Origin of the sequence: Pseudarthrobacter chlorophenolicus (assembly GCF_000962805.1) — a bacterium.
Classification (GTDB): domain Bacteria; phylum Actinomycetota; class Actinomycetes; order Actinomycetales; family Micrococcaceae; genus Arthrobacter; species Arthrobacter chlorophenolicus_A.
Genome location: NZ_JZTW01000014.1, coordinates 63,858 through 89,756 on the forward strand (window position 1 = coordinate 63,858; position 25,899 = coordinate 89,756).

Here is a 25,899-nt window from a genome sequence, read left to right on the forward strand (position 1 = left end):
CCTGCCTGCCCACCCGTCCGCTTCGGTGTTTGGCTCCAGGATCACGTAGGTTGCCGGCTGAAAAGGCATGATGGGTGCATGCGCAGCATAGAGCTGGTGTTCGACGACGATACCGAGTCCGCCATCAGGGCCGATTGGGTGCGGCTCGCCGGGGCCGGACTTCCGAGCCTTGCCAGTCATACCGGTGCCAGCAACCGGCCGCACCTCACGCTCGCGGCAGGGGCGGAACTCTCCGTGCCGCCCCTTCACGCCTTTGAGGGGGCGTTTCCCCTGGCCGCCGCCTTCTCGGGCGCGCAGGTTTTTGCCGCGGGGCGGGACAAATATGTCCTGGCCCGGTCCGTGGTGCTGACCATCCCGCTCCGCAAAGCGCACCAGCGCCTGCACCGGGGGATCGGCGGCGCCGTCCCGCAAACCCTTCCCGGGGCCTGGACGCCGCATGTGACCCTGGCCCGGCGGCTTACTGGCGAACAGCTGGGCCAGGCCATGGACCTCCTGGACCTCAAGCTGGACGGGCGCATGGTGGGCGCGCGGCTCTGGGACAGCAGCACAAAGTCGGTCACCGGGCTCTGACCCCCTCCCGGACCCGGCCGGGCTCATCAGCCTGCCGTCCTGCGGCCAAAGTGCATGCTGCGCGGGCTGCGCCGCAGGCCCGGTGCAGGCATTTCAGGGACACCCCCAATGGTGCACTTTGGGGCTTGCCCATGCGGAATTTGAAGGTACTTGCCCCTATCATTGTGCTTGCGGGAAAATGAGTACTTTTGATCCGGCCGGTGAAACAGGGATGCCGGTATTCTTGCGGGGTTTCTGCCCGCACCTTTGAAGGGAAAACTTATGGCGCGGAGCCCCGAAGAATCGCTCAGGGCAACTCTGGGCAGGGTGGCCCCCGGTACTCCCCTCCGCGACGGCCTCGAACGCATCCTCCGCGGCCGCACCGGTGCACTGATCGTTCTTGGTTCGGACCGTACCGTCGATTCGATCTGTTCCGGCGGCTTTGACATCGGCATCGAGTTTTCACCCACGCGCCTGCGTGAACTGGCCAAGATGGACGGCGCCATCATCTGCGACAAGGACGCCGGCAACATCCTGCGCGCGGCAGTCCAACTGGTTCCCGATTCCAGCATCGAAACCCAGGAATCCGGAACCCGCCACCGTACCGCCGAGCGCGTCGCCATCCAGACCGGCGTTCCCGTGGTGTCCGTCAGCCAGTCCATGCAGATCATCGCCCTGTACGTCAACGGCCTGCGGCACGTGCTGGAGGGCTCCGAAAAGGTCCTGGCGCGGGCCAACCAGGCCCTGGCCACGCTGGAACGCTACCGTGCCCGGCTGGACCAGGTGACCAGCTCCCTGTCCGCCCTGGAGATCGAGGCGATGGTCACCGTCCGGGACGTGGCCGTGACACTGCAGCGGCAGGAGATGGTCCGCCGCATCTCGGAGGAAATCTCGCAGTACGTGCTGGAACTGGGCGAAGACGGCCGGCTCCTCTCGCTCCAGCTCGATGAACTGACGGTGGGCCGCGGGCCGGGCAGCGACGTCATCATCCGCGACTACGCGGGCCCGGATGCGTCTCCCGAGGACATTGACAAGGCCGTCAGCGCCCTCCTGAACCTGGGCCCCACCGAGCTGATCGACCTTGGCAAGATCTCCGGGATCATCGGCTTCGCCGGCGGGGTGGATACGCTGGACGCCGTTGTCCAGCCCCGCGGTTATCGCCTGCTCTCCGGGCTGAAGGCCGTACCCAAGGCAGTAGCGGACCGGCTGGTGGACCACTTCGGCGGGCTGCAGTTCCTGATGGCCGCCACCATCGATGACCTCATGACCGTTGACGGCATCGGCGACCAGCGCGCACGGACTGTCCGTGAGGGCCTCAGCCGGATGGCCGAAGCCAGCCTGCTGGACCGTTTCCTCTGACCCCGGTACGGCCATGCGGGCCGCACGGACGGGCAGGGCCGGGCAGGTCCCCCGTGGCGCCTAGTTCAGCTGGAATACAGCTTTCGGGCTGGCTTTGGAGCCGAGCTTCGCAGTGAAGATGTAGTACGCCCCGCCGGTTCCGGGCTTGGCCGCCACAGCCTGGCATCCCTCCACGGTCCGGTTCCGCTGCCACGTGAAATTGGCTGTTTCGCTGGCACCGGGCGCCAGGGTCTTTTCCAGGTCCTCGCTGGCAGCCTGGCAGTCCTTGGACGAAAAGACCCGGTCAGCGCCGCTTGTCACGAGGAACTCCATCTGGGAGGTCCCCAGGTTCACCTCGCAGGCAACGGTACCGCCGTTGGTCACCTTCAGCGTGAGCCGCGGGTTCTCGCCGTCGCCATAGGCCGCCTTGTCAGTGGAGGCCGAGATGGTCACGAGGTTTTGGTTGCAGCCGGGGGTGGCGGACGGCGAGGGCGTCGCCGATGCGGAGGGAGTGGCCGACGGCGGGGCAGAAGCGTCAGGCGATGCGGCCGGCGCGGCGGTGGTTGGCATGGTGGACGAGGCCTGCTGGGAGGCTCCCCCGAGGACCCCTGAGATGGCAAAACCAGTGATTACCAAGGCGATAACCATCAGCAGCGCGCCGCCAACGAACAGCCTGCGGCGCCGGTACACGGCAGCGCTGGCCTTCGGGGCACCGCCGGAGCCCGGTGCCGTTGCCTTGCCGCGTGCTGGTGAATTGCCTTGCCTGACCATCCTCCTAGGCTAGGGAAAGTCCACGGTTCTGCGGCGCCACCACGCCGCCGTCCGCCCATCGCTCTGGTCACAACAAGGGCCAGGCCCGGTTTTCCGGCGCGCGAAGGGCATCCATTACAGTGTTGGCATCGATACTCAAGCCCCTTCCTTAACTGCACCCGAAACCGCTCCCGGTGTAGCCGCGCCACCCCCCGGCCATCCCAATCACATGGAGTTCCTGCACCGCAGGATCACCGGCTGGTTTGCCGAAACCGCCCGCGACCTGCCCTGGCGGGACCCTGACTGCGGCGCCTGGGGTGTGCTGGTCAGCGAGATCATGCTGCAGCAGACCCCCGTGGTGCGGGTGCTCCCGGTCTGGGAGGAATGGCTGGAACGCTGGCCCACCCCCGCGGGCCTGGCCGCCGAACCAGCCGGCGAGGCAGTCCGGAACTGGGGCAGGCTGGGGTATCCGCGGCGGGCTCTCCGGCTGCATGCCGCCGCAACGGCCATCGTGGAAAACCACAACGGCACGGTCCCGGACACCTACACAGAGCTGCTGGCACTTCCCGGCGTGGGCAGCTACACGGCAGCAGCTGTGGCCGCCTTCGCGTACGGCCGCCGGGAAACCGTCGTCGACACCAATATCCGCCGGGTACATGCCCGGCTGGTGGCCGGCGCGGCGCTTCCCGCGCCCGCCCTGACTGCTGCGGAGATGCGCCTTGCCGCCTCGCTGTTGCCGGACGACGACGCCGCCTCCGTGCGCTGGAACGCTGCGGTCATGGAGCTGGGAGCGTTGGTCTGCACCGCGCGTGCGCCGAAATGCCCCGACTGCCCCGTGATGGAATCCTGTGCGTGGCGCGCCGCCGGTGAGCCGCCGCCGTCGTACGTTCCCAAGGGCCAGGCCTGGCACGGCACCGACCGGCAGGTCCGCGGAGCCGTCATGGCCGTCCTTCGGCTGGCTGATGCCCCGGTGCCCGCGGAGATGTTCCTGCAGCCGCCCGCGGACCTGGGCTTTGCCCCGGAGGGGATCGGCGTCCCGCTCGCGGCGCTGCACCGGCTCAATTCCGCGCCGGAGCAACTGGAGCGTGCCTTGTCCGGGCTGCTCACGGACGGCCTGGCGGAGATCCACGACGGCGGTTACCGGCTTCCCGCGTAACGGCCGGCGCCGGGGTGGCATACTTTCTGGTGACTGGAACCGGGGGAATCTTGAGAATCATCCTTTACATCGTGTGGGCGCTGTTCGTTGTGGCCGCTGTTTTCGCCATGGTCCACGCCATCCGCAAGACCAGGCACCAGGAGCAGCTGATGGCCAGCTGGCCAAAGGTGCAGGCCACCGTTACCGGCAGTGTGGCCGGCTGGACAAGCGGCGGAGGAGGCTCCAGCCGCAGCCGCCGGTTCTTCCCCACCTACCAGTTCACGGACCCGGGCGGCACCCTGTTCATGGGCAAGTCCGAGATCTCCACGGCGGCGGCACCGGCCCCCGGATCCCGGATCGAGGTGGCCTACAATCCGGCCAACCCCAACGAATCACTGCAGGTTTCCTCCTCACCCCGGACCACCATGGGCTGCCTGGTGCCGTTCTTTGCCGTGTTCGCCATCGCTCTGTTCTGGTTCATCAGCGTCTTCCCGCTGGGCTGACCAAAGATTTCCTTTCGGCTGTCAGGACGTTGCCGGCCATAACGATGCCGGCGTCACTTCTCCGGCGAGGACGCCACGCGACCCCGGCCGTCCTACGCTGAAAACATGCGTAAGCGGGGGCTGCTCTTGGTGCTGGTCACGACGGCGGGACTCACCACGGGCTGCGGGCCCGGGGAGGTTGCCTGCCCGGCCATCGCGCAGGCCACAGCTGTTTCCGTGACCGTCGCGGCGGACTACGCGCCCCTGATCGGCACGCTCAACGTGAAGGCGTGCCAGGACGGCACCTGCAAGGAGGGGCCGGTTGAGCTGGCTCCCGGCAGCGCCAGCATCGACCAGGGCTGCACGCCGGATGGCGTCTGCTCCGCCACAGCCTCGCCTGACGGGACCAAGGTGGGGATGCTGATGCTGGACACACTCACTGAATCGGCCATGACCGTCACCGCCTCCGGGACCGGCGCGGACGGGTCTACCCTCCCGGTCCGCACACTCGAGTTCCGGCCCCGGGCTGACTATCCGTTTGGAGAACAGTGCGGCAAGTTCATCTCGGCGTCAGTAACCCTGGATGCATCAGGCCTCAGCGATGCATCCAGCTAGGGCAGCCTCCTCGAACCGGCCGCAACCTCGAATGGCGCGGACAGCGGGAGTACGGGCTAGAACAGTGCCGGCTGGCTGAACTGCCCGCCTGCAGGCTGGCCAGGATCGCCCACATACTGAGGGCGCCATTCGAAGCCGAGGTCCGCCAGCAGCTCTTCCACCGTGGTCTGCCCGTCCAGCACTTCGATTGCCGGGGAGTTGTCTTCGGGGTGGAGCTGTTCCATGCCATCGAGCTTATTGGCAGCATCAGGCGACGGGTTGCGGACACACCGGGCTGCTCCCATTGTGGCCAGCTGCACGCGGGTTGCAGGCTCAGGGCTCGCCGAAACCAGCCTGGACCAGGCCGCCTACGTAGTTCACCGCCCGTTCCGCGTCGGCACCCCAGGCCTCCACGTGCAGCACTGATCCCTTCCCGGCGGCCAGCGTCATCAGCGCCGTCATGGATGCCCCGTCCACCCCGTTGACCGTGACGTCCGCTGCCAGCGAGGACAGGCCACCGGCGATCTTCGCGGCGGGCCGGGCGTGCATGCCTGCCTGATTGATGAGCTCAAAGTCACCCGTGAAATCGGGGCCCCGCCCGGTGACAGAGCCCTCCTCCACCATCTGCCGACCGGCGTCGCCCCCGTGGGCAGGTCCGCGGACCGCCTCAGCAGCACGCCTGACGCCCTCCACGTCGGCGCCGCCCTGGGCAGCGACGGACGCCGCCACGAGCCCTTCAATCAAGGGTGCATCGGCCAGCAGGAACTTCTCCGGGTCATCGACGAACTCCAGCGCAGACTCCGCCGTCATCACCGCGGAACCGAGATCTGCGAGGATCACCGCGCCGTCACCGCCGGCGGCCTTGTCCAGGGCGGCCATGACCTTCTCCAGGCTGGTGCCGATCCTGCCGTCCCCAGTGCCGCCTGCTGCCAGGATCACCACGTTGGGCGCCATTTGCGCGGCAAGTTCCACGGCGCCGTCGGCGATCTTTTCGCTATGGGACACCACCACAATGCTGACTGTCACGCGGCGGCACCCACGGCGGCGCGCAGGATCAGCGCGCTGGATACCGCGCCGGGGTCACGGTGGCCGGCGCTGCGCTCCCCGAGGTAGCTTGCCCGGCCTTTCCGTGCCACAAGCGGATCGGTGGCCACCGCCCCGGCCTCGGCAGCCTCCGCGGCGGCCACCAGGACCGCCAGGGCATCGGAACTTCCGGCGTCGGCAGCGGCCCGGGCAGCGTCAACGGCCGGGGTCCATGCATCAACCATGGTCTTATCTCCCGGTTCGGCCTTGCCGCGGGCCACTATGCCATCGCGGGCGGCAGCCAGCGCTGACGCCCAGGCCCCGGGATCGATCTCAGCAGAGTCGCCGAGCGATGTGGCGGCGCGGAGGAAGGCCGTGCCATAGAGCGGACCCGCGGCGCCACCCACCTTGGACATCAGCGTCATGGCCGTGAGCTTCATAGCCGCTCCGGGCGTCTCCGGCGCACCCTCGCCCAGCTTTGCCACCACCGCCTGGAACCCGCGGTCCATGTTCTCGCCGTGATCGGAATCCCCGATGGCCCGGTCCAGCTCGATCAGCTCCACGCGGTGTTCAGCCATGGCCTCTGCACACAGGTTCAGCCACCTCACCGCCCATGCGGCATCCAGCACCATGGTCAGGCGCCCCAGCGGAGGGCGGCGGTGTGGACGGGCGCATCCCACAGTTCGGTCAGCTCATCATCCAGCCGCAGCACGGAGATGGAGCAGCCCTGCATCTCGAGTGCGGTGATGTAGTTGCCCACCAGGGACCGCTCAACGGTGGCGCCCTTGTCCTTCAGGACCTGGACGGCACGGCGGTACACGATGTAAAGCTCACTCTGCGGCGTCCCGCCCATGCCGTTGACGAACAGGAGCACCTTGTCCCCCGAGCCGATGTTCAGGTCCGCCAGGACGGGCTCCAGCAGCCGGTCCGTGATGCCATCCGCGTTTTCGAGCGGAATGCGGTGGCGGCCAGGCTCACCGTGGATGCCGATGCCGATTTCGATTTCATCGTCCGCGAGGTCGAAGCTCGGCTGGCCAGCGTGCGGCACGGTGCAGGCGGAGAGCGCCACGCCCATGGTCCGTACGTTGGCGTTGACCCGTTCACCGATGGAGGCCACGCCGTCAAGGCTGTCGCCGCGCTCTGCGGCCGCACCGGCAATCTTCTCCACCAGCACGGTACCGCCCACACCCCGGCGGCCCGCTGTGTACAGGGAGTCCTCCACGGCAACGTCGTCGTTGACCAGGACAGTGCGGACGCTGACGCCTTCGGCTTCGGCCAGTTCCGCTGCGGTCTCAAAGTTGAGGACGTCACCTGTGTAGTTCTTGACGATATGGACCACGCCGGCGCCTGAATTGACGGCGAGGGTGGCCGGAAGGATCTGGTCCGGCGTAGGCGAGGTGAACACCGCCCCCGGCACGGCGGCGTCGAGCATTCCCTTGCCCACGTACCCGGCGTGCAGCGGTTCGTGCCCGCTGCCCCCGCCTGAAACCAGGCCTACCTTGCCGTTCACGGGCGCGTCCTTGCGCGTGATGTACGTGGGATCTTCGCTGATCGCGACGAGGTCTGCGTGGGCAAGGCCGAAGCCCTGCACGGATTCCGCGACGACGGACTTGGGATCGTTGATGAGTTTCTTCATGGCGGTGCTCCTGGCTGTGCTTGTGCTTGCTGCGCACATGGAGATTGACAATCCCGACCCTACTACCGGCCGGAGGGGCTGCGGTAGGGTTCCATCCGCTGCAGACGCAGAAAAGGGACAGCCCCCAATGACTGTCCCTTTCCGTGGGCCCCCAAACCCGGCCGGCAACAGTTTATCCATCAATTCGAGTAAAAGGAAGCGCAGGTCAGACTGAAATGCAATGTTTTTGCTTCGTGCGTGCCTGTTCTGTGCACGGGTGCAGCCGGCGGGACCCGGCTGCCCTGTTAGAGGAACCGGATCATCCGGGTGTTGCCCAGGGTGTTTGGCTTCACGCGGGCAAGGTCGAGGAACTCCGCCACGCCTTCGTCATGGGAGCGCAGGAGCTCCGAGTAGACCACCGGATCCACGGCCGACTGGTCGGCCATGACCTCGAACCCGTGGCGCTTGAAGAAGTCCACCTCGAAGGTGAGGCAGAAAACCCGGGCCACCCCCAGTGCACGGGCCTCCTCCAGCAGCCGTTCCACCAGGACGTGCCCCACGCCCTTGCCGCGCCAGTCACCCGAGGCTGCCAGCGTGCGGACCTCGGCCAGGTCCTCCCACATGACGTGGAGCGCCCCGCAGCCAATCACCTCGCCGTCGTCCGACTCGGCGATCCTGAATTCCTGGAGGCTCTCGTAGTACGCCACCGTCTCCTTCGCCATCAGGATGCGCTCCTCGGCCAGCGGCGCCACCAGTTTCTTGATGGCGGAAACGTCGCTGGTGCGGGCAGGGCGGATGTGGAAGGAGTCAGTCACAGGTCCAATCCTACGAGGCCAAGGGCGCTGCGCTGCTGGTTAGGCGTTCCGGTGCCGAAGCCATTTGCCGCTTGCTGCTCCTCCATCGCTCTGACGCAAGCTACACAAATGGCCCCGGCACCTTCACTTCGCTAAAGGTGCGCCGCCCACAGGCGGCGGCGGTCAGGCATTTGTGTAGGCGCCGTCAAAGCGACGAAGGAGCAGGCGCCGGGAAATGCCTCGGCCGTCGGCGCAAGGCCAACCGAATCTACAGCCCGAGTTCTTCCGGCAGGTCCAGCTCCTGGCCCAGGACGTTCTTTGCCAGGAACCACTCCACCACTCCGTACCAGACCTTGGCGTGCTGCGGTTGCAGGATCCAGTGGTTCTCATCCGGGAAGTACAGGAACCGGTGGGCGGTCTGGCCGTCCTGGTCCGCGGCGAGCTTTGACTTGGACAGCAGCTCGTACCAGAGCCGCAGGCCCTCGCCGATGGGCACCCGGTAGTCCTTGTCGCCATGGATCACCAGCATGGGCGAACTGATCTTCTCCGCGTGCAGGTGAGGCGAATTTTCCAGCGCCATTTCCTCGGTCATTTCCTTCAGCCAGTACTGCGAGGCATCCGTGGTGGGACCGAACTGGTCGAGGGCCCACAGGCTGGCGTGGGTGACCACCGCCTTGAAGCGGTCCGTGTTGCCAGCAACCCAGTTGGCCATGTAACCGCCGAACGATCCGCCCATGGCCGCCGTGCGGGTCTCATCGATGTCCGGCCGTTCCACCGCAGCGTCAGTAACAGCCATCAGGTCGGTGAACGGCGCTTTGCCCCATGCTCCCCAGCCGCGCTGGATGAACGCCTGGCCGTAGCCGGTGGAGAGTGCCGGGTCCGGCAGCAGAACGGCGTAGCCCTTGGCCGTCAGGAGCCAGGGGTTCCAGCGCCACGTCCACGCATTCCAGGACCCCAGGGGACCGCCATGGATCCAGAGGAGCAACGGCGCCGGGTTGTCCGCCGAAGCACCCTCTGGCAGGGCCAGGTAGGCGGGGACCCGCGAACCATCCGGTGCAGTGGCGGCGATGCGCTCCAACCTGCCCGGGCGTGACGGGCGTTCAGCCGGTGCCGGCAGCCGCGAGGTCTCTCCCGTCGCCAAGTCGATCCGCACGGCTTCGGCGGGGAATTCGTAGGAGCTCCGCAGTGCGTACGCGTACCTGCCTTCAGGGGAAACAACCACGTCGGAGTAGGCTGCGGCGTCCTGGGTCACCCGGGAGACGCTCACTTCAGCCGCAGCAGCCGGAACGCTGATCCGGAAAACCGGCGACGCGCCGTCGTCGTCCGCCGTTGCCAGGAGTGCGGACCCGTCAGGCAGCCAGGCGGCAGGCCTGGGCCAGCGGTCCCAATCGTGGGCGAGGGGCCGCAGCCCTGCGGCACTCTCCGCTGCCCCGTCCGTGGCTTCGGCGGCATTTTCCGCGCCGCCCGAAACGTCGAGCAGGTGCAGTTTGATTTCAGGCGCCTGTTGCGGGGTGGAATCGCTCTCGCTGACCACCACCAGGGTCCGGCCGTCCGGGCTGACCGGGCCCGGGAAGTAGCTCATGCCCTCCTGGTCGAGCAACACCTTGAGGCTGCCCGATGCGACGTCCACAGCCACCAGCACTGAGCGGCTGTCCGCCTTGGCCAGCGGCTTGGTGTAGCTGCTGTAGACCGTCCTGCCGTCAGGGCTGACCACGGTGTCAGCTTCACGGAGCTTCGCACCGGCCTCGGGCGTCAGGTTGCGCAGGACCAGAGGCGCCGCAGGGTCCACGGTTCCGGGTTTGCCGCCCGATTTGTCCTCCCCCGGCTCGACGGCGAAGATCCTCGGCTGGGCGGGGCCCAGGTCGGCATCCCAGAAGCGTACCGGGTACTCACTGTGCAGGATGGCGGAAACCTTCTTGTCCTTGCGGGACTTGCGGCGTTCTGCGTCGTCTTCCTCATCGGCGGAGCCAGCCAAGACCTCGGCGGCCACGAAGGTTGCATCCGCGTTCCGGGCCGTCATCACCCGGCTGACGCCGCCCGGCCTGCTGAGCGCCACACGGGCCTCGCCGCCATCGGCAGGCAGGAGCCAGAGGGCACTGACCGGTTCTTCATCGGGGCTGTCCGGATCGGGGCGGGCGGACGTGAAGTAGACGTCACCGCTGGCGGCGAACGCCGCTCCAGCCTCGCCCTTGGCACTGCGGGTGATGCGCCTGGCATGCTTCTGGCCCTTCGGGTCCAGTTCCCACAGCGCTGTGGCGAACTCGGTGCCCTTGCCGTTTAGGGTACTGACCGTGGTGACCAGACGGGTTCCGTCTGGACTCAGGGCCAAACCGCCCACGCGCGGGATGGACAGGAAGTGGTCAAGGTCGTGGAAGGGGGTCAGTGGTTGCTCGTCCGGGATCGCCGGGTTCTGATTAGCCATGCTTCCGATTCAACACGGTTTGTGTCCACCATCACAAACCTTCAGAAGCCGACACGCTGGTTAGTTGGCTGGGGCTGGGCCGGGGCGCGCCACCACCGGCGCCATTTGCCGCTTGCTGCTCGTTCCTCGCTTTGACGCAAGCTACACAAATGACCCCGGCGCCTGCGCTTCGCCTAACGCCCACCAACGCAGGAGGTGGCGGGCATCAGGGATTTATGTAGGCGCCGTCAAAGCGACGGAGGAGCAGGCGCCGGGAAATCTCTGATGGCCGTCACCGGGCTCAACCACGGACAGTGCGTTTAACCAGGAAAGCCCCGCCGCTCCTTGCGGAGTGGCGGGGCTTTGGCTCTGGAACTAGACGCTCGGGGCGATTTCCGGGATGCGCGGCTTGGCGTTGCCGGCGAAGGTGAACTTCGCTTCGTCGCCTTCGCCTTCGACATCCACTACGACGATGTCGCCGGGGTGGATCTCGCCGAACAGGATCTTCTCGGACAGCTGGTCTTCGATCTCGCGCTGGATGGTCCGGCGCAACGGCCGGGCACCCATGGCGGGGTCGTAACCGCGGGTAGCCAGGAGTACCTTGGCGGCCGAGGTCAGCTCGATGCCCATGTCCTTGTCCTTGAGCCGCTTCTCGAGGCGGGTCACGAACAGGTCCACGATCTCGATGATCTCGTCCTGCGTCAGCTGCGGGAACACCACGACGTCGTCAACACGGTTCAGGAACTCGGGGCGGAAGTGCTGCTTGAGTTCCTCCGTGACGCGGGCACGCATGCGGTTGTAGCCGGTCTGCGTGTCGGTGCCGGACTGGAAGCCGGTGGCGACGCTCTTGGAGATGTCCCGGGTACCGAGGTTGGTGGTCATGATGATCACGGTGTTCTTGAAGTCCACTACGCGGCCCTGGGAGTCGGTCAGGCGGCCGTCTTCCAGGATCTGCAGCAGCGAGTTGAAGAGGTCCGCGTGGGCCTTTTCGACTTCGTCGAACAGCACCACGGAGAACGGACGGCGGCGGACCTTCTCGGTCAGCTGGCCACCCTCTTCGTAGCCCACGTAGCCCGGAGGGGCACCGAAGAGCCGCGAAACGGTGTGCTTTTCGGAGTACTCGGACATGTCCAGGGTGATGAGGGCATCCTCTTCACCGAACAGGAACTCCGCGAGTGCCTTGGCGAGTTCGGTCTTGCCGACGCCGGTGGGGCCGGCGAAGATGAACGAGCCACCGGGACGCTTGGGGTCCTTGAGCCCTGCACGGGTGCGGCGGATGGCCTGGGACAGTGCCTTGATGGCTTCGTCCTGGCCCACCACACGCTTGTGCAGTTCGTCTTCCATCTTGAGCAGGCGCGAGGACTCTTCCTCGGTCAGCTTGAAGACAGGGATACCGGTGGAGTTGGCCAGCACCTCGGCGATGAGGTCCTCATCCACCTCGGAGATGTCGTCCATGCCGCCGGACTTCCAGTGCCGCTCCTTCTCCGACCGCTCGGAGATCATCTTCTGCTCCTTGTCGCGGAGCGCTGCGGCGCCTTCGAAGTCCTGGGCGTCGATGGCGGATTCCTTCTCCATCTTCAGCTTGGCGATGCGCTCGTCCATGGCCTTGAGCTCCGGCGGAGCGGTCATGCGGCGGATGCGCAGTCGGGCGCCGGCCTCGTCGATCAGGTCGATGGCCTTGTCCGGCAGGAAGCGGTCCGAAATGTAGCGCTCGGCGAGGCTGGCAGCGGAGGCCAGTGCGCCGTCGGTGATGGTGACGCGGTGGTGCGCTTCGTAGCGGTCACGCAGGCCCTTGAGGATCTCGATGGCGTGTGCCACGGAGGGTTCCTTGACCTGGATCGGCTGGAAGCGGCGCTCCAGCGCGGCGTCCTTCTCGATGTGCTTGCGGTATTCGTCCAGCGTGGTGGCACCGATGGTCTGCAGCTCGCCGCGGGCCAGCATGGGCTTCAGGATCGAGGCCGCATCGATGGCTCCTTCGGCAGCACCGGCACCCACCAGGGTGTGGATCTCATCGATGAACAGGATGATGTCGCCGCGGGTGCGGATCTCCTTGAGGACCTTCTTCAGGCGCTCTTCGAAATCACCGCGGTAGCGGGAGCCTGCCACCAGGGAACCGAGGTCCAGGGTGTAGAGCTGCTTGTCCTTGATGGTCTCCGGGACATCGCCACGGACGATCGCCTGGGCCAGCCCTTCGACGACGGCCGTCTTGCCGACGCCGGGTTCGCCAATGAGGACAGGGTTGTTCTTGGTGCGGCGGGAGAGGACCTGCATGACGCGTTCCATCTCCTGCTCGCGCCCGATAACGGGGTCCAGCTTGTTCTCGCGCGCAGCCTGGGTAAGGTTGCGGCCGAACTGATCCAGGACCACCGAACCTGCGGGGGCGCCTTCGGGCTGGCCGCCGCCGACGCCTGCGCCGGTGGTTTCCTTGCCCTGGTAGCCGGAGAGGAGCTGGATGACCTGCTGGCGGACACGGTTGAGGTCGGCGCCCAGCTTCACCAGGACCTGGGCGGCTACGCCCTCGCCCTCGCGGATCAGGCCGAGCAGGATGTGCTCGGTACCGATGTAGTTGTGTCCCAGCTGGAGCGCCTCGCGCAGCGAGAGTTCCAGTACCTTCTTGGCGCGGGGGGTGAAGGGGATGTGACCGGACGGAGCCTGCTGGCCCTGGCCGATGATCTCCTGCACCTGCTCGCGAACGCCGTCGAGCGAAATGCTCAAAGACTCAAGAGCTTTGGCGGCAACGCCTTCACCTTCATGGATCAGACCCAGAAGGATGTGTTCGGTACCGATGTAATTGTGGTTCAGCATGCGTGCCTCTTCTTGGGCAAGCACAACTACGCGACGGGCACGGTCCGTAAATCGCTCAAACATTTCGCCACACTCCTAGCTACGACGTACTTTGATGCTACGTGGCTGGCCCAATCTTGTGGAGCGTGTTCGCCACAGGGGAAACCCACAAGCTTTTCAGGGGTTGACCCAAGGTTGGCTGGGCAGCATCTGCAGGTGCGCCCGCCCGCAGACTCCCCGTTACTGAAAGACCCCTTTGACCGCCGTCCGAATAACAGTGGCTGCCCGGGAAGAACAAAACGGGCTTCCGGGGCCGCCCCAACATTTACCCAAAGGAATCCGGCGTTTAGGCAGCCGGGTGTTTGCCCGAGTTCCGGCGCCCGCCGCGGGGCTAAACGCCATTCCGCCCTGCGGCACACCGCTATTCCCAGAGCGGCAGTGCCGACGATGGCGGCTCCTTGATGGGGTCAATGGGTTCGGGCGGACCGTGCTGAATGGCAGTTGGTTCATCCCAGCCCCGGCAACTCCGCCAATAAACAAAGCCCTGTTCCCCGGCAACGGGGAACAGGGCTTAACCAGGGTCCTGCTGAAGCTAGGAATTGGCCTTTTGGTAGGCTTCCTGGATTTCCGCCTGAATTCGGCCGCGGCTGTTAACGGTGTACCCGTTATCCCGCGCCCACTGGCGGATCTGTGCCGAATCGTGGCTGCGGCCGCTCCCCGAAGGAGCTTTCGCCTTGGCAGCCGCACGGCCGCCCGAGGACTTGCGTGCAGCGCCGACATAGCGCTCAAGCGAAGACCGGAGTTCGGTGGCGTTGGCCGCCGAAAGATCAATCTCGTAGTTGACCCCGTCGAGGCCAAACTTTACATTCTCGTCTGCGGATCCCCCATCCAGATCATCAACGAGGATGATGTTTACTTTCTGTGCCATTTAGAGTCTTCCTTTTGCTGGAAAGTTTCGGTGTTCAGAAAAGCAGGATGTTTCCCAAAGAAAATTATCTCCCTTTTTATGCCAGCGCGTCAAAGCGACAAATGCCGTGTGGGGATAACAGGGGGCAGGTTGGGGGGTTTATCTATTTTTGACCGGTATCCGGGCGGTCACCGAGGCCCGCCCGGGCATCGGCTTCGGCCTGCGCGCGGGCTTCAGCCTGGCGTTCTGATTTATCGGCATTAAAGACCGCCTTCATTGCAAACCAGAACAACAAACCTACAACAAGGGACGGAAGCAGGACTGCTACGTACTCCATGGTCAGTGCCCTTCAGGCTTGAGGAGGGGGAAAAGGATGGTTTCCCGGATTCCGGCGCCGGTGAACAGCATCACCAGGCGGTCGATGCCCAGGCCGATGCCGCCCATGGGCGGCGCACCGTATTCAAGTGCGCGGAGGAAGTCCTCGTCCAGCTGCATGGCTTCGTCGTCACCGGCGGCGGCGTGGCGGGACTGCTCGGTGAGCCGCTCGCGCTGGATCACGGGGTCGATCAGTTCCGAGAACGCGGTGCCGCGCTCCATGCCGCCGATAATGAGGTCCCAGGCTTCGATGAGGCGTCCGTCCTCGCGGTGGGGGCGGGCCAGCGGCTGGGCGGACGGCGGGTAGTCGTAGACAAAGGTGGGGTTCAGCAGCGTGGGCTCCACGATCTCGCCGAACAGTTCCACCACCGTCTTTTCGGCGTCCCACTTGGGGTCCACCTTCACTTCGTGCTTGGCGGCAATGTCCCGGAGTACCTCAAGCGAAGTGTCCGGCGTGATTTCCTGGCCAACGGCGTCGGACAACCCCGGATAGACGGCCAGCCAAGCCCAGTCGCCGTCGAGGTTGATCTCCCCGGCCTCGGTCTGCACGGTGCGGCCGGCACCCACGGCGTCGGCGGCGTCGAGGATGATTTCCTTGATGCGCTCTGCCATGACGAACTGGTCGGCCCAGGCCTCGTAGCACTCAAGGGTAGTGAACTCGGGGCTGTGCGTGGAGTCGACGCCCTCGTTGCGGAAGACGCGGCCCATGTCGTAGACGCGGTCGATGCCGCCCACCACAGCGCGCTTGAGGTAGAGCTCGGTGGCGATCCGCAGGGTCATCTTCTGGTCGAAGGCGTTCATGTGGGTTTCGAAGGGCCGTGCCAGGGCGCCGCCGTGGACCAACTGGAGGATGGGCGTCTCCACCTCGACGTACTGGTGGCGGAACAGCGTTTCGCGGATGGAGCGCGTGACAGCGGCACGCGTGTAGACCATTTCGCGGGCTTCGTCGCGGACCATCAGGTCCACGTAGCGCTGGCGGACGCGGGTTTCTTCGTTCAGTTCCGCGTGCAGCACAGGCAGCGGGCGGAGGGCCTTGGAAGCCATCCCCCATGATTCGGCCATGACGGAGAGCTCGCCGCGACGGGAGGAGATGACCTCACCCTTGATGAACACGTGGTCGCCGAGGTCAACGAGGGCCTTCCAGTCGGCCAGCGCTTCCTCACCCACGTTGGCGAGGCTCAGCATGGCCTGCAGGCGGGTTCCCTTGCCGTCCGTTCCGCCTTCCTGGAGGGTGGCGAAGCAGAGCTTGCCGGTGTTGCGGACGAACACCACGCGTCCCGTGACGCCCACGACGTCGCCCGTCGTGTCATCGGCCTGCAGGTGCGCGTACTTTTCACGGACTTCCGCCAGGGAGTGCGTGCGCTCCACACCCACCGGGTACGCTTCGGTGCCGCGCTCGAGGAGTTTGGCGCGCTTTTCCATGCGGATGCGCATCTGCTCGCTGGCGTCGAGCGGCTCGGGGGCGTTCTTGGGAGCGGGGGTGTTTTGGGAAGTCACAATCATCAAGTTTACCGGGCGTTGCAAAACCGGGCTTTCAGGTGCCCCGCAGGCACGCACCCTACGATGGGCTGGTGAAAGAACAGGTCCTTCCCACGCACGACGGCGGCCACTTGGCCTTGTACAGCTACGGCACCGAGGATGCGCCCGGGGAGAAAAGGGTGGTGCTGATCGGCGGGGCATTCCTCACCGCCCTGATCTACCGTCCGTTCTCGATCGCGCTGGCCAAAGGCCTGGGTGAGGGATGGGCCGTGGACGTCTATGACCGCAGGGGCCGCGGCAGTTCATCCCCGCAACCACCCGGCTACTCAATGGACACGGAGATCGAGGATGTCCGCACGGTGATGGATGCTACCGGTGCCCGCAACATCCTGGGCCACAGCCTGGGCGGTTCGGTGGCACTGAATGCCGTCCAGGAATTCACCGGAACCGGGTACGTCCCTGACAAGCTGGCCGTTTACGACGCCGCGGTGAACATCGACGGCAGCATCGACATCAAATGGCTGGACGGGTTCGAGAAGGCAGTCAATGACGGCAAGGTAGGGCACGCCCTCGCCCACATGAAGAAGGCCACCAGCCCTGGATCGGCGATGGCGAGGATCCCCGAGCCGGTGCTGGCCGGGCTGATGGCTGTCCTGTCGCGGACCAAGGTCAACAAGGTCTTCCGCCAGGTCATGCCCAGCGGCGTAGGTGAACTGCGGGCCGCCTACAACGAAAAGGACCGTGCCAGGGACTTCAGCGTGCTGCCCTCAGGTACGCACTTCATGGCGGGAGGGAAGAGCCCCACCTACTACAAGGTGACCGCGCAGCGCCTGCATGCAGCGGTCCCGGGCAGCACCTTCGAGCTGTCTCCCAAGTGCTTCCACGGTTCCATCCCGGCCGCCGTCAAGGAACTGGTGGCGGATATCTCGGAGTACTTCACGGCCTGAGGCGGGCACCCGCGTCATCGCACGGGACAGTGCGCCTCCGTCAGCGCCCGATACCTGCGGCATTGTGTCCGCGGCCAGGTTGCTCAGATAGGCTCAGACCATGACGCGTGAGAACATCAGGACCCCCGACGGCGGCACTCTGGAGCTCTTTACCACCGGCGCCGACCTTGCTTCCGGCGGCTCAGGGGTGGTGATCGTGCCGCCCTCAATGGTGACCGCGGCGGACTACACCAAGTTCGCCCAGAAACTCAGTGCTGCGCTGGGCCGGCCGGTGCACACGTTCAACCGCCGCGGCCGGGGTTCGTCCTCGCCGCAGCCGGAAGACTACACATTGGACGTGGACATCCGCGACCTCGACGCCGTCATGAGGCACACGTCCAGCACTGACGTGTTCGGCCACAGCTTCGGCGGAGCCGTTGCACTGCACGCGGCCCGGACGCTGCCGGTGGAACGGCTGGCTGTCTACGATCCCGCGGTGTCCGTCAACCAGTCCGTCAAGGCCGACTGGATCGGCGAATACGAGACCGCCATCGCTGCCGGCGACGACGACCGCGCCCTGGCAGTCATCCAGCGTGGCCTGGAGGCCCCCGGTCCGCTGTCCTCCCGCATGCCGCTGTCCATGATGACGCTCGCCAACAAGCTGACCGCCGGGACATCCGAGGGCAAACAGCAGCGGGAGCTGATGCGCACCGGCGTCCGCGAAATCAAGGCCATCATTGCCGCGGACATGCCAGCCGAGCCGTTCCTGGAACTGCCCCTTGAAACCCTGATTGTTGTGGGCGAGAAGAGCCCGGCCTACTTCGGCGTGGCCTGCGGCCAGATCCACGACGTCCTCTCCGGCTCCAGCTACACCATCCTCCCCGGCTTCGGGCACGACGGCGTCATCAAGGCCCCGGACAAGCTGGTCAAGGAACTGAGCGACTTCTACGCCGGCTGACCGGCACGAAAAAGCCGCTGCCCCACCGGGGCAACGGCTTTTTTGTTGGGTCTGAAGCCCAGCGGGGTTTCGCCAGGCTAAACCACCGAATTGTTAGTGCGCCGGGCCGTGGCCCGCACCTTCGGTCTTGCGCATCATCGCGGAAAGTACGACGGCGGCAAAGGCTATGACGGTTGCCGTCATGAAGGCGGCGCTCATCCCGGCGACGAGTCCCGACGTCGCGCTCACCACGGAGAAGATGGACACCAGCAGCGCCGTGCCTGCAGCACCGGCAACCTGCTGCGTGGTGCTCATGATCGCCGAACCGTGCGAGTAGAGGTGGGGCGGCAGCGGGTTCAGGCCCGTGGTGAATGCAGGCGTGAACAGCAGCGCCAGGCCGAAACTCAGCCCCACGTGCAAGGTGACAATCCACGCAACGGCCGTGCCGGCGTCGAGCATGGAGAACTGCCACAGCGTCACCACCATGAGGATGGACCCGGTGACGGTGAGCGGCAGCGGCCCCACCTTGTCGAAGAGGCGGCCGATTACGGGGCCGAGCAGGCCCATGGCCAGGCCGCCGGGCAGCAGCGCCAGGCCGGTTTCCAGCGACCCGAGTCCGCGGACTTCCTGCAGGTACAGCGGCAGCAGGATCACGCCGCCGAACAGCGCCATCATGGCCACCACCATCAGCAGGACCGAGACCGTGAACATGCGGAAGTTGAACGCCCGGAGGTCCAGCAGCGGCGCCTCGGCCTTCTGCAAGCGGACCTGGCGCATCACGAAGACCGCCAGCGCGGCGACGCCAAGGACCAGTGCGGCGACGGCACCTGCGCTTGGGCCGGCCTGGCCGCCATGGCCGCCGCCGATCTGGCTGAGTCCGTAGACCAGTCCGCCGAAGGCAGGAACTGTCAGGAAGACGGACAGGAAATCGAGCTTGGTCTTCTCGGTTTCGCCGATGTTCGTCAGGTACTTCGCACCGATCGCCAGGGCCGCCAGCGCCACCGGAAGGACGAACACGAACATGAAGCGCCAGGTGAAGTGCTCAAGGATCAAACCGGACACCGTGGGGCCCATGGCGGGGGCCACGGAGATGGCGATGCTGACGTTGCCCATCACCGCACCGCGCCTGGCCAGCGGAACCAGGGTGAGGATGGTGGTCATCAGCAGCGGCAGCATGATTGCCGTACCGCCGGCCTGGACGATGCGCGCCAGCAGCAGGATCTCGAATCCGGGCGCGACGGCGGCCAGCGCGGTACCGCCGGCAAACAGTCCCATGGCCAGCATGAAGACGGCGCGGGTGGAGAGGCTCTGCAGGATGAATCCCGTGGTGGGGATGACCACGGCCATGGTGAGCATGAAGCCGGTGGAGAGCCACTGCACGGTGGGGGCGTCCACCTGCAGGTCCACCATGAGGCGCTGCAGCGCCACGTTCATGATGGTTTCGTTGAGGATCACCACGAAGGTGGCCACCAGCAGGGTGCTGATAATGGTCACCGACTCGCGGGACATTTTCTCCGGCGCGGCGGGCTTGGTTCCTGCCGCCTGGGCCGGCTGGCCGTTGGCGTTCGGAGATACTTCGGTAGACATGGGTGTTCCCTCAGGGAGAGTGGTGAGTGATGCGCGAACCTGGCCGCTGCAGATTCCAACACTCTACCGGCTGGAGTAATTCCTCCGCACGGAATATTTTCCCAAACCCTGAGGGAACATCAGGTGTCAGGCAGTCTGGCCCGCGTGCTGCCCTTCCGCGATTTCCTCCACCAGTTTGCTGTTGAAGGCCGGCAGATCGTCGGGGTTACGGCTGGTCACCAGCCCCTGGTCCACCACCACTTCCTCGTCCGTCCAGTTGGCTCCGGCGTTCTTGAGGTCGGTTTCCAGCGTGAAGTAGGACGTGACGTTCCGGCCGCGGATCACGCCGGCATCAATAAGCACCCACGGCCCGTGGCAGATGGACGCCACCGGCTTGTGCTGCTCGAAGAAGCTGCGGGTGAAGCTCTGAGCGTTCTTGTCTGCCCGCAGATGGTCTGCGTTGACGACGCCGCCGGGAATGACCAGTGCGTCAAAATCCGAGGCGTTGGCTTCGGCGACAGTGAGGTCGACATCGAACGTGTCCCCCTTGTCCGTGCCGTTGAAGCCCTGCAGCTTGCCACTGCTGGGAGCTACGAGGGTCGGTTCGCCCCCGGCGTCCTTGACTGCCTGCCACGGGCTGGTCAGCTCAACCTGCTCCACGCCGTCCGTGAGCAGGAAGGCAACCTTCTTGCCTGCGATGTTGTGTTCTGACATTGTTCCTCCTCGCCTGAAGCCGGCCGCTGCGCTCCTTTGCAAGGGGCCCAGTTCGCTGCTTCGAGAGTTGCTTGCCTGACAGATTCCAGCCTAGGAAAACCGAAAGTAATAAGCAAGCTGACTATCCTGAATCTGTGTGCGGGTGGTTGCGGCCTGTACGGCGTCAGCGCCCGCGCCCGCGCTCGTTTGCCTGGAACGTACGACGGCGGCCGGCGGCTTCCGCGTGCTGCGCCGGGGGTTGAGGGTTGGGGCCAGTATGAGGTGCTTTGAATGTCAGACCCTCGCGCGAGAATTCTTTTATGGGAAATGCAGGCGTTGAAGCAGCAGCGATGGAGGGTCTTCGGGCCTCCGTCGACGCCCTTGACGCGTTGTTTCTGGAGGACGCAGACCTGGACCGGGCTGACCCTGACGCTGTGGACCATGAAGCAGTTGATGTGCTGGGGCGGAAGTCGGAGCTTCGGCTGCAGCGGCTGGCGTTGTGGAAACACAGTTGGCGGCCCAGGTTGCGGCGGGGAAGGCCCGCGACGCCGTTGATTTCGCGGAGTTCCAGGAGGCCATGACACCCCCGGAAGCCACAGGGTCGGAGCGGGCGTTCGTGGAGATGTCCACGACGGCGGAGATCGCCGGGGTCCTGACGCTCAGCCCGGGCGCAGCGGCGGCCTTCATCAGCCAGTCCCGGAAAGTCTGTGCCGTGCCGCCGGTGTTGGGTGCGCTGGCCGTAGGGGCGATGTCGTGGCGGCACGCGGTGATCGTCGCCGACGAAACCGACTGCCTCGCCCCCGAGAACGCGGCGGCGTTGGTGGCGCATTTTTTCGATCCGGACGCCCCGAACCGGGCCAGAGGGTCGGCGCCGGGTGACCTCGTGGCGCACCTGTTCCGCCGGAAAGTACGGTCCTGGCGCGAACGCACCCACCCCGCCTCAGTCCAGGAACGGCACGTCCAGTGTGTGGCGGACCGGCGGATGGAATACCGGCCCGGTGCCGACGGGATGGCATCGATAACCTTGGTCCTGCCCGGGGACACCGCCTGCGCCATCTGGAACAAGACCACGGCCATCGCCCGAGGCCTCCAAGGCCCGGGCGAGACCCGCACCCTCACCCAGCTCCGCCCCGACACCGCCGCCGCGCTCCTGCTCGGCGCCCACGCCGGGGCCGCTTCCCCGGGCCGGTTGGACGGTGGCGAAGGATCCGGCGGCGTATCCGGCGTCGATAGTCTTCCCGGTGCCAGTGGCAACGGGACCGACCCCTACTTCGTTGACCTCAGCAAGGTCCCCGCGCCGAAAGCCGACGTGCTGGTCACCATCCCGCTGTTCACCCTCATGGGGACCACGGACGAACCTGCTGACCTGGATGGGTACGGGCCCATCCCCGCAGCCATGGCCCGCAAGCTCGTCGCCGACGGGGCGACCTCGTTTTACCGGGTCCTCGTCGACCCCCGTACCGGGGCACCGCTCGAGATCGGACGGACCAGCTACCGGCTCACCGAAGCGATGAAACGCTGGATCAGGATGCGCGACGGACACTGCACGTTCCCCGGCTGCACCAACCCCAGCACAGACAACGACACCGACCACCTCACCGCCTGGCAACACCACGGCACAACCGGCGTCAGTAACCTGGCACAGCTCTGCCCGAAACACCACCGCCTCAAACACAACAGCGGCTGGACCCCTACAGCAGCCACCACAACCGAACCACCCGGCTGGACCTCACCCACAGGCCGGCACTACCCAACCCAGCACCCCGACCCACAACCACCACACTGGCCACCCGGACTCCTCGAATTCGAACAGGAGCGGGCCCTGACCGGGGACGTTGGCGCGGCTGGAGAGCCGCGCGCCGCCTCAGACACGGCAGCGGACAGACACCTAGAAACTGTCGGAGACCGTGAGCCTGTAGGCGACCACGCGCCAGCCGGAGACGTTGCCGCTGCTGGTGAGTCTGGCGCGAACGGACAACTGGGCGCGCGGCCAAGCAACCATTCGGACGTACTAAGCCCCCTCGAACGCGCCCTCACGTCGTATCTCGCTGCCTGACAGCAGACCCGCCTGAATCCAGGCAGTCGCCTGTGAAATCAGGGACGTGTGAACCCAGGAGCGCGGGAACTAAGGAGCGCTTAGGAGCTCAATGGTGCGTTGTCGATCAGCCGCACAGGACCCACCTTGGCAGCGATCAGGGCCAGGGCTTCACCGCGGAATGGGGTCTCGCGGCAGTTTTCAGCCAGCGGCTCCAACGTGGCAGGGTCCACCACGTCGAAGTAGTCCAGCTTCACCAGCGGCTGCGACTCCACCATCGCCTGCGCAGACTCGAGGTCCAGCGGTTCATGGGCGTTGGCACGCTCCTCCAGTAGCCGCAGGGCACGGGAAAGGACCAGCGCTGCCTCACGTTCGTCGTCGGACAGGAACCGGTTACGGCTGGACAGTGCCAGGCCCTCGGCTGAACGCACGGTGGGGACGCCCACAATATCGACGGGGAAGTTGAGGTCGACCACCATGCGGCGCACCAGCGCCAACTGCTGGGCGTCCTTCTGGCCAAAGTAGGCGCGGTAGGCGGGCAACCCCACCCCTCCGGCGAGGCCGGCCGCCGGGATGCCATAGTGCAGCAGCTTGGCCACAACCGTGAGCGCACCATCGAAATGGCCCGGGCGGGATGCACCCTCCCACTTCTCCCCCAGCCGTCCCGACGTGACCCGCACCAGCGGCTCGCCGCCTGGGTAGACCTCTTCAACAGCAGGAGCGAACGCAATATCAACGCCCTGGGCGTCGAGCAGCGCGAGATCGGCCTCCAGCGTCCTGGGGTACCGGTCAAGGTCCACGGCATCGCCGAATTGCAGCGGGTTCACGAAGATGGTGGCAACCACCACGTCATTCTGTTCGACGGCGGTCCTGGCCAAGGCAGCATGCCCCTCATGGAGCGCGCCCATGGTGGGGACAAGGCCCTGCGATGCACCCTGCTTCTCCCTCAGGAGCCGTGCGCTCTCGGCGTGCAGCCCGGCCACAGTGGTGACAAGTTTTATGGCCATGGTCAGTCCTCCTTGGATCCGAGGGCCTGGTTCAGCCCTTCAAGCTGGTCGGACTTCAGCAGCCCGCGCGTTTCGGCCCGCCGGGCGGTGGCGCGCGCCATGGCAAGGTACGCCGCAAGGACATCGCCCTGTCCGCCGCCGTCGAACTCCCGCAGGGCCTGTGCGTGCGCTTCCACGGTGCCTACATCGCCGCGGGCAACCGGACCTGTCAGAGCAGACTCTCCGGATGCCAATGCGTTTTCCAGGGTTGCCCGCAACAGGGGGCCGAGCATGCGTTCGGGCTGCTCCACCCCCACCTCACGCAGGAGTTGGGAGGACTGGGCCACCAGGGTGACCAAATGGTTGGATCCGTGCGCCAGGGCAGCGTGGTAGAGCGTCCGGTCGGCTTCTGCGATGGCCACCGGTTCGGCACCCATCTCCACCACCAGCGCCTGCGCAATGGGAAGCATGGCGGCATCTGCAGTAACGCCGAAAGTACAGTCGAGCAGGCGCGTCAGGTCCAGGCTCATCCCGGTGAAGGTCATGGCCGGGTGCAGTGCCAGCGGAACGGCCCCGGCACCGCGTACAGGATGCAGCACGCCAACCCCAAACCTGCCTGAGGTGTGGGCCACCAGCTGGCCCGGCTGCCACGCGCCAAGTTTGGACAGCCCGTCCACCAGGCCCGGGAGGGCGTCGTCCGGCACCGCGAGGAGCACCAGTTCGGCGCGCTCCACGATGTCCTGGACTTCCAGGATGGGAACGTCCGGCAGCAGGGTTTCGGCCCGTTCGCGGCTGGCTTCAGAGACCGCGGAAACACCCACGACGGCGTGCTCGGCGGCGCGCAGGGCTGCACCAAGGACGGCGCCAACCTTGCCCGCTCCAATGATTCCGACGCCGAGGCGTCCGGGCTTAGCCATGGTGGGGGCCTTCCTGTTCCTGGTGGGATTCGTTTCGTTCCGGCCCGGTTGCAGCTGCTGGGGACTCAGGTCCGGCACCGGGAGGGGTGACCTGCCGGAGCCACTGTTCGGTGGTTTGCCGCTTCCGGGCCAGCCGGGCACGGGCCGACTGTTCATCAAACAGCGCCCGCGCCTCGTCCAGCCCCGCCTGCGTCAGGCGCGGAACCACCGGACCGGCGGTGGTGTGCAGGACCAGGTCGGCCACCCGGAACCGCCGGGCCAGCGGGCCCTGGTGCAGCGCCATGGACTGGGTCCGCTGGTGCGGCACGAGCACCAGGTTCCGCCACCAGCGCCCCGAACGGATGAGCAAAGCAGTGTCTGTGGCGGCGAAGCCGTTGCGCCGCCACCCCAGCGGGGCCAGCAGCCGGGCCCGGCGCGGGGTGGTGACGAAGCCGCCGTCGGAATCCAACCCCGTGAGCCCCGCGCCGAAAACCTCGGCAGGGCGGCTCGTGCCGGGATCGGGCAGGACCAGGGCGAGCATGTTCATGGCATCGTCCAGCTTGCCGACCGGCAGCAGGGTGGTCCGGGATGATGCTTCCCCCGCGTTCTCCACCAGCCCGTAACCGGCCACGTTGACCTGTATCCGGTACCAGCCGAACGGCCGCCACAGCGGTGGCTGGCTGATCTTCAGCGCCTGGATCCGCCCCGGCGGCAGCGTCTGAGCCTGGGTGTCCAGCAACCCGTAACGGAGCCGGATGCCGTCGGGCGAGATGGCGGCCGTGAAGTTGTATCCCTTGTTGAACAGGTTCCAATAGCTCGCCGCGAGGCCAAGCGCCGCGGGAATCAGGTAGAAGTAGAACGCCCGGTTGTCCGTAACGGCTGAGAGCACCACCGATGCCACACCGCCCACCACCACGAACAGGCTTTGCTCGCTTAAGAGCAGCGAACCGATAAGGCGCGACGGCGGAACGGACAGTACCGGATACTCCGGCGCCTCAGGTGCGGGGGCGCCAAGGTTTTCGGCATCTTCGTCGATGCCGGCGGCACGGGCCAGGATGGTGGCCCGGAGCTGCTGGGCGTCGTCGATCTTCAGGTAAGCCAGCCGCACCGCCGACTCCCCTGCGTCGGCCACCTCAAATTTGAGTTCGGCCAACCCGAAGATGCGGGCCAGCAAGGGCTGGACGATATCGATGGCCTGCACCCGGTCCAGCCGGGCCTGGCGCTGCTGCCGGAACAGGAAGCCTGTGTTGACGCGGACGTAACCGCCGGACACCTGGTACTTGGTGAAGTACCAGGTGAGGACGAAGCTGAGGACCGCCACCAGCAGTACTGCGCCGCCGCCCGCCACCAACCAGGGAACCCGGCCGGCGAATCCGTCTTCGAACATGGGCCGGCCCTGCAGGGTCCGTTCAAAGATGTCGCGGCCAAAAAAGAAGCCGATTGCTGCCAGCGCAACCCAGCCACGGACAAAGGGTGACGCCGGGTGCACGCGCAACCAGCCGTCGCCGGGCGTTGTGATTCCGGGACCCGCGCCGTCCGCAGCAGGTGTTGATGCGGAGGGCACTGAGCCGGATGTAGCAGAACTGGCGGACGTTGCTTCTGTAGGTGCAGGAACGGCGGGCGCAGCACCGTCT

At 66.2% G+C, this 25,899-nt stretch carries 24 protein-coding genes; 8 read left to right on the forward strand and 16 right to left on the reverse strand.

Annotated elements, in window-relative coordinates; genetic code table 11:
- Positions 1 to 78 precede the first annotated feature (78 nt).
- On the forward strand, positions 79 to 570 hold the full coding sequence (locus UC32_RS14410; RefSeq protein WP_045731882.1) for a 2'-5' RNA ligase family protein: 492 nt from the start codon (positions 79 to 81) through the stop codon (positions 568 to 570).
- A 261-nt stretch (positions 571 to 831) separates the two neighbouring features.
- Positions 832 to 1,908 carry a DNA integrity scanning diadenylate cyclase DisA gene (disA, locus tag UC32_RS14415; protein WP_045731883.1) on the forward strand — a complete coding sequence of 359 codons (1,077 nt, stop codon included), beginning with the start codon at positions 832 to 834 and terminating at the stop codon, positions 1,906 to 1,908.
- A 60-nt stretch (positions 1,909 to 1,968) separates the two neighbouring features.
- Here the strand turns inward: disA and UC32_RS14420 are convergent, their stop codons facing one another.
- Positions 1,969 to 2,658, reverse strand: a complete 690-nt coding sequence (locus tag UC32_RS14420; protein WP_045731884.1) for a hypothetical protein — start codon at positions 2,656 to 2,658, stop codon at positions 1,969 to 1,971.
- Between the two features lie 208 nt (positions 2,659 to 2,866).
- Here UC32_RS14420 and UC32_RS14425 point away from each other — a divergent pair, with 208 nt between their 5' ends.
- From UC32_RS14425 to UC32_RS14435, 3 genes are all read left to right on the forward strand, one after another.
- A complete protein-coding gene (locus UC32_RS14425) occupies positions 2,867 to 3,793 on the forward strand; it encodes an HhH-GPD family protein (RefSeq protein ID WP_045731885.1) in 927 nt (308 codons plus the stop codon).
- A gap of 50 nt (positions 3,794 to 3,843) precedes the next feature.
- A complete protein-coding gene (locus UC32_RS14430; protein WP_045731886.1) occupies positions 3,844 to 4,275 on the forward strand; it encodes a DUF3592 domain-containing protein in 432 nt (143 codons plus the stop codon).
- A 105-nt stretch (positions 4,276 to 4,380) separates the two neighbouring features.
- The gene (locus tag UC32_RS14435) at positions 4,381 to 4,869 is read left to right on the forward strand and encodes a hypothetical protein (RefSeq protein ID WP_045731887.1); all 489 of its coding nucleotides are present in this window, start codon (positions 4,381 to 4,383) and stop codon (positions 4,867 to 4,869) included.
- 56 nt (positions 4,870 to 4,925) lie between these two features.
- Here the strand turns inward: UC32_RS14435 and UC32_RS20815 are convergent, their stop codons facing one another.
- The 10 genes from UC32_RS20815 to lysS form a co-directional block, all read right to left on the reverse strand.
- Entirely contained in the window at positions 4,926 to 5,093 is a 168-nt protein-coding gene (locus UC32_RS20815; RefSeq protein ID WP_015935565.1) for a hypothetical protein, read from the reverse strand.
- An 88-nt stretch (positions 5,094 to 5,181) separates the two neighbouring features.
- A complete protein-coding gene (gene dhaM / locus UC32_RS14445; protein ID WP_045731889.1) occupies positions 5,182 to 5,874 on the reverse strand; it encodes a dihydroxyacetone kinase phosphoryl donor subunit DhaM in 693 nt (230 codons plus the stop codon).
- A complete protein-coding gene (gene dhaL / locus UC32_RS14450) occupies positions 5,871 to 6,503 on the reverse strand; it encodes a dihydroxyacetone kinase subunit DhaL (protein ID WP_045731890.1) in 633 nt (210 codons plus the stop codon). Before dhaL ends, dhaM begins: the two co-directional genes overlap by 4 nt.
- Positions 6,504 to 6,505: 2 nt before the next feature.
- Complete coding sequence (gene dhaK / locus UC32_RS14455; RefSeq protein WP_045731891.1) at positions 6,506 to 7,507, reverse strand: dihydroxyacetone kinase subunit DhaK; 1,002 nt, start codon at positions 7,505 to 7,507, stop codon at positions 6,506 to 6,508.
- A 284-nt stretch (positions 7,508 to 7,791) separates the two neighbouring features.
- Entirely contained in the window at positions 7,792 to 8,301 is a 510-nt protein-coding gene (locus tag UC32_RS14460) for an amino-acid N-acetyltransferase (protein WP_045731892.1), read from the reverse strand.
- Positions 8,302 to 8,548: 247 nt separating this feature from the next.
- Positions 8,549 to 10,702, reverse strand: coding sequence for a S9 family peptidase (locus UC32_RS14465; protein WP_045731893.1), 2,154 nt, complete (start codon positions 10,700 to 10,702; stop codon positions 8,549 to 8,551).
- Between the two features lie 354 nt (positions 10,703 to 11,056).
- Positions 11,057 to 13,549: an ATP-dependent Clp protease ATP-binding subunit gene (locus tag UC32_RS14470; RefSeq protein ID WP_045731894.1), complete on the reverse strand. Its 2,493-nt coding sequence runs from the start codon at positions 13,547 to 13,549 to the stop codon at positions 11,057 to 11,059.
- Between the two features lie 508 nt (positions 13,550 to 14,057).
- The gene (locus UC32_RS14475) at positions 14,058 to 14,393 is read right to left on the reverse strand and encodes a histone-like nucleoid-structuring protein Lsr2 (RefSeq protein ID WP_045731895.1); all 336 of its coding nucleotides are present in this window, start codon (positions 14,391 to 14,393) and stop codon (positions 14,058 to 14,060) included.
- Positions 14,394 to 14,535: 142 nt separating this feature from the next.
- Complete coding sequence (locus UC32_RS20820) at positions 14,536 to 14,709, reverse strand: hypothetical protein (protein ID WP_200896393.1); 174 nt, start codon at positions 14,707 to 14,709, stop codon at positions 14,536 to 14,538.
- 2 nt (positions 14,710 to 14,711) lie between these two features.
- Entirely contained in the window at positions 14,712 to 16,250 is a 1,539-nt protein-coding gene (gene lysS, locus UC32_RS14480) for a lysine--tRNA ligase (RefSeq protein ID WP_045731896.1), read from the reverse strand.
- Positions 16,251 to 16,318: 68 nt separating this feature from the next.
- Here lysS and UC32_RS14485 point away from each other — a divergent pair, with 68 nt between their 5' ends.
- Positions 16,319 to 17,173: an alpha/beta fold hydrolase gene (locus UC32_RS14485; RefSeq protein ID WP_045731897.1), complete on the forward strand. Its 855-nt coding sequence runs from the start codon at positions 16,319 to 16,321 to the stop codon at positions 17,171 to 17,173.
- Between the two features lie 100 nt (positions 17,174 to 17,273).
- On the forward strand, positions 17,274 to 18,110 hold the full coding sequence (locus UC32_RS14490) for an alpha/beta fold hydrolase (protein WP_045731898.1): 837 nt from the start codon (positions 17,274 to 17,276) through the stop codon (positions 18,108 to 18,110).
- Positions 18,111 to 18,203: 93 nt separating this feature from the next.
- On the opposite strand, the gene UC32_RS14495 is transcribed toward UC32_RS14490, so the two are convergent.
- Positions 18,204 to 19,676, reverse strand: coding sequence for a DHA2 family efflux MFS transporter permease subunit (locus tag UC32_RS14495; protein ID WP_045731899.1), 1,473 nt, complete (start codon positions 19,674 to 19,676; stop codon positions 18,204 to 18,206).
- 126 nt (positions 19,677 to 19,802) lie between these two features.
- Positions 19,803 to 20,369 carry a type 1 glutamine amidotransferase domain-containing protein gene (locus UC32_RS14500; protein WP_045731900.1) on the reverse strand — a complete coding sequence of 189 codons (567 nt, stop codon included), beginning with the start codon at positions 20,367 to 20,369 and terminating at the stop codon, positions 19,803 to 19,805.
- Between the two features lie 478 nt (positions 20,370 to 20,847).
- On the opposite strand from UC32_RS14500, the gene UC32_RS14505 reads away from it, so the two are divergent.
- Positions 20,848 to 22,404, forward strand: coding sequence for an HNH endonuclease signature motif containing protein (locus UC32_RS14505; protein WP_412178025.1), 1,557 nt, complete (start codon positions 20,848 to 20,850; stop codon positions 22,402 to 22,404).
- An 80-nt stretch (positions 22,405 to 22,484) separates the two neighbouring features.
- Here the strand turns inward: UC32_RS14505 and panC are convergent, their stop codons facing one another.
- Genes panC through UC32_RS14520 form a run of 3 tightly spaced genes read right to left on the reverse strand, consistent with a single transcriptional unit; the run spans position 22,485 to position 25,829 of the window.
- Positions 22,485 to 23,390, reverse strand: a complete 906-nt coding sequence (gene panC, locus UC32_RS14510) for a pantoate--beta-alanine ligase (protein WP_045731901.1) — start codon at positions 23,388 to 23,390, stop codon at positions 22,485 to 22,487.
- 2 nt (positions 23,391 to 23,392) lie between these two features.
- The gene (locus tag UC32_RS14515; RefSeq protein ID WP_045731902.1) at positions 23,393 to 24,286 is read right to left on the reverse strand and encodes a Rossmann-like and DUF2520 domain-containing protein; all 894 of its coding nucleotides are present in this window, start codon (positions 24,284 to 24,286) and stop codon (positions 23,393 to 23,395) included.
- The gene (locus UC32_RS14520) at positions 24,279 to 25,829 is read right to left on the reverse strand and encodes a PH domain-containing protein (protein WP_045731903.1); all 1,551 of its coding nucleotides are present in this window, start codon (positions 25,827 to 25,829) and stop codon (positions 24,279 to 24,281) included. Before UC32_RS14520 ends, UC32_RS14515 begins: the two co-directional genes overlap by 8 nt.
- Between the last annotated feature and the right edge of the window lie 70 nt (positions 25,830 to 25,899).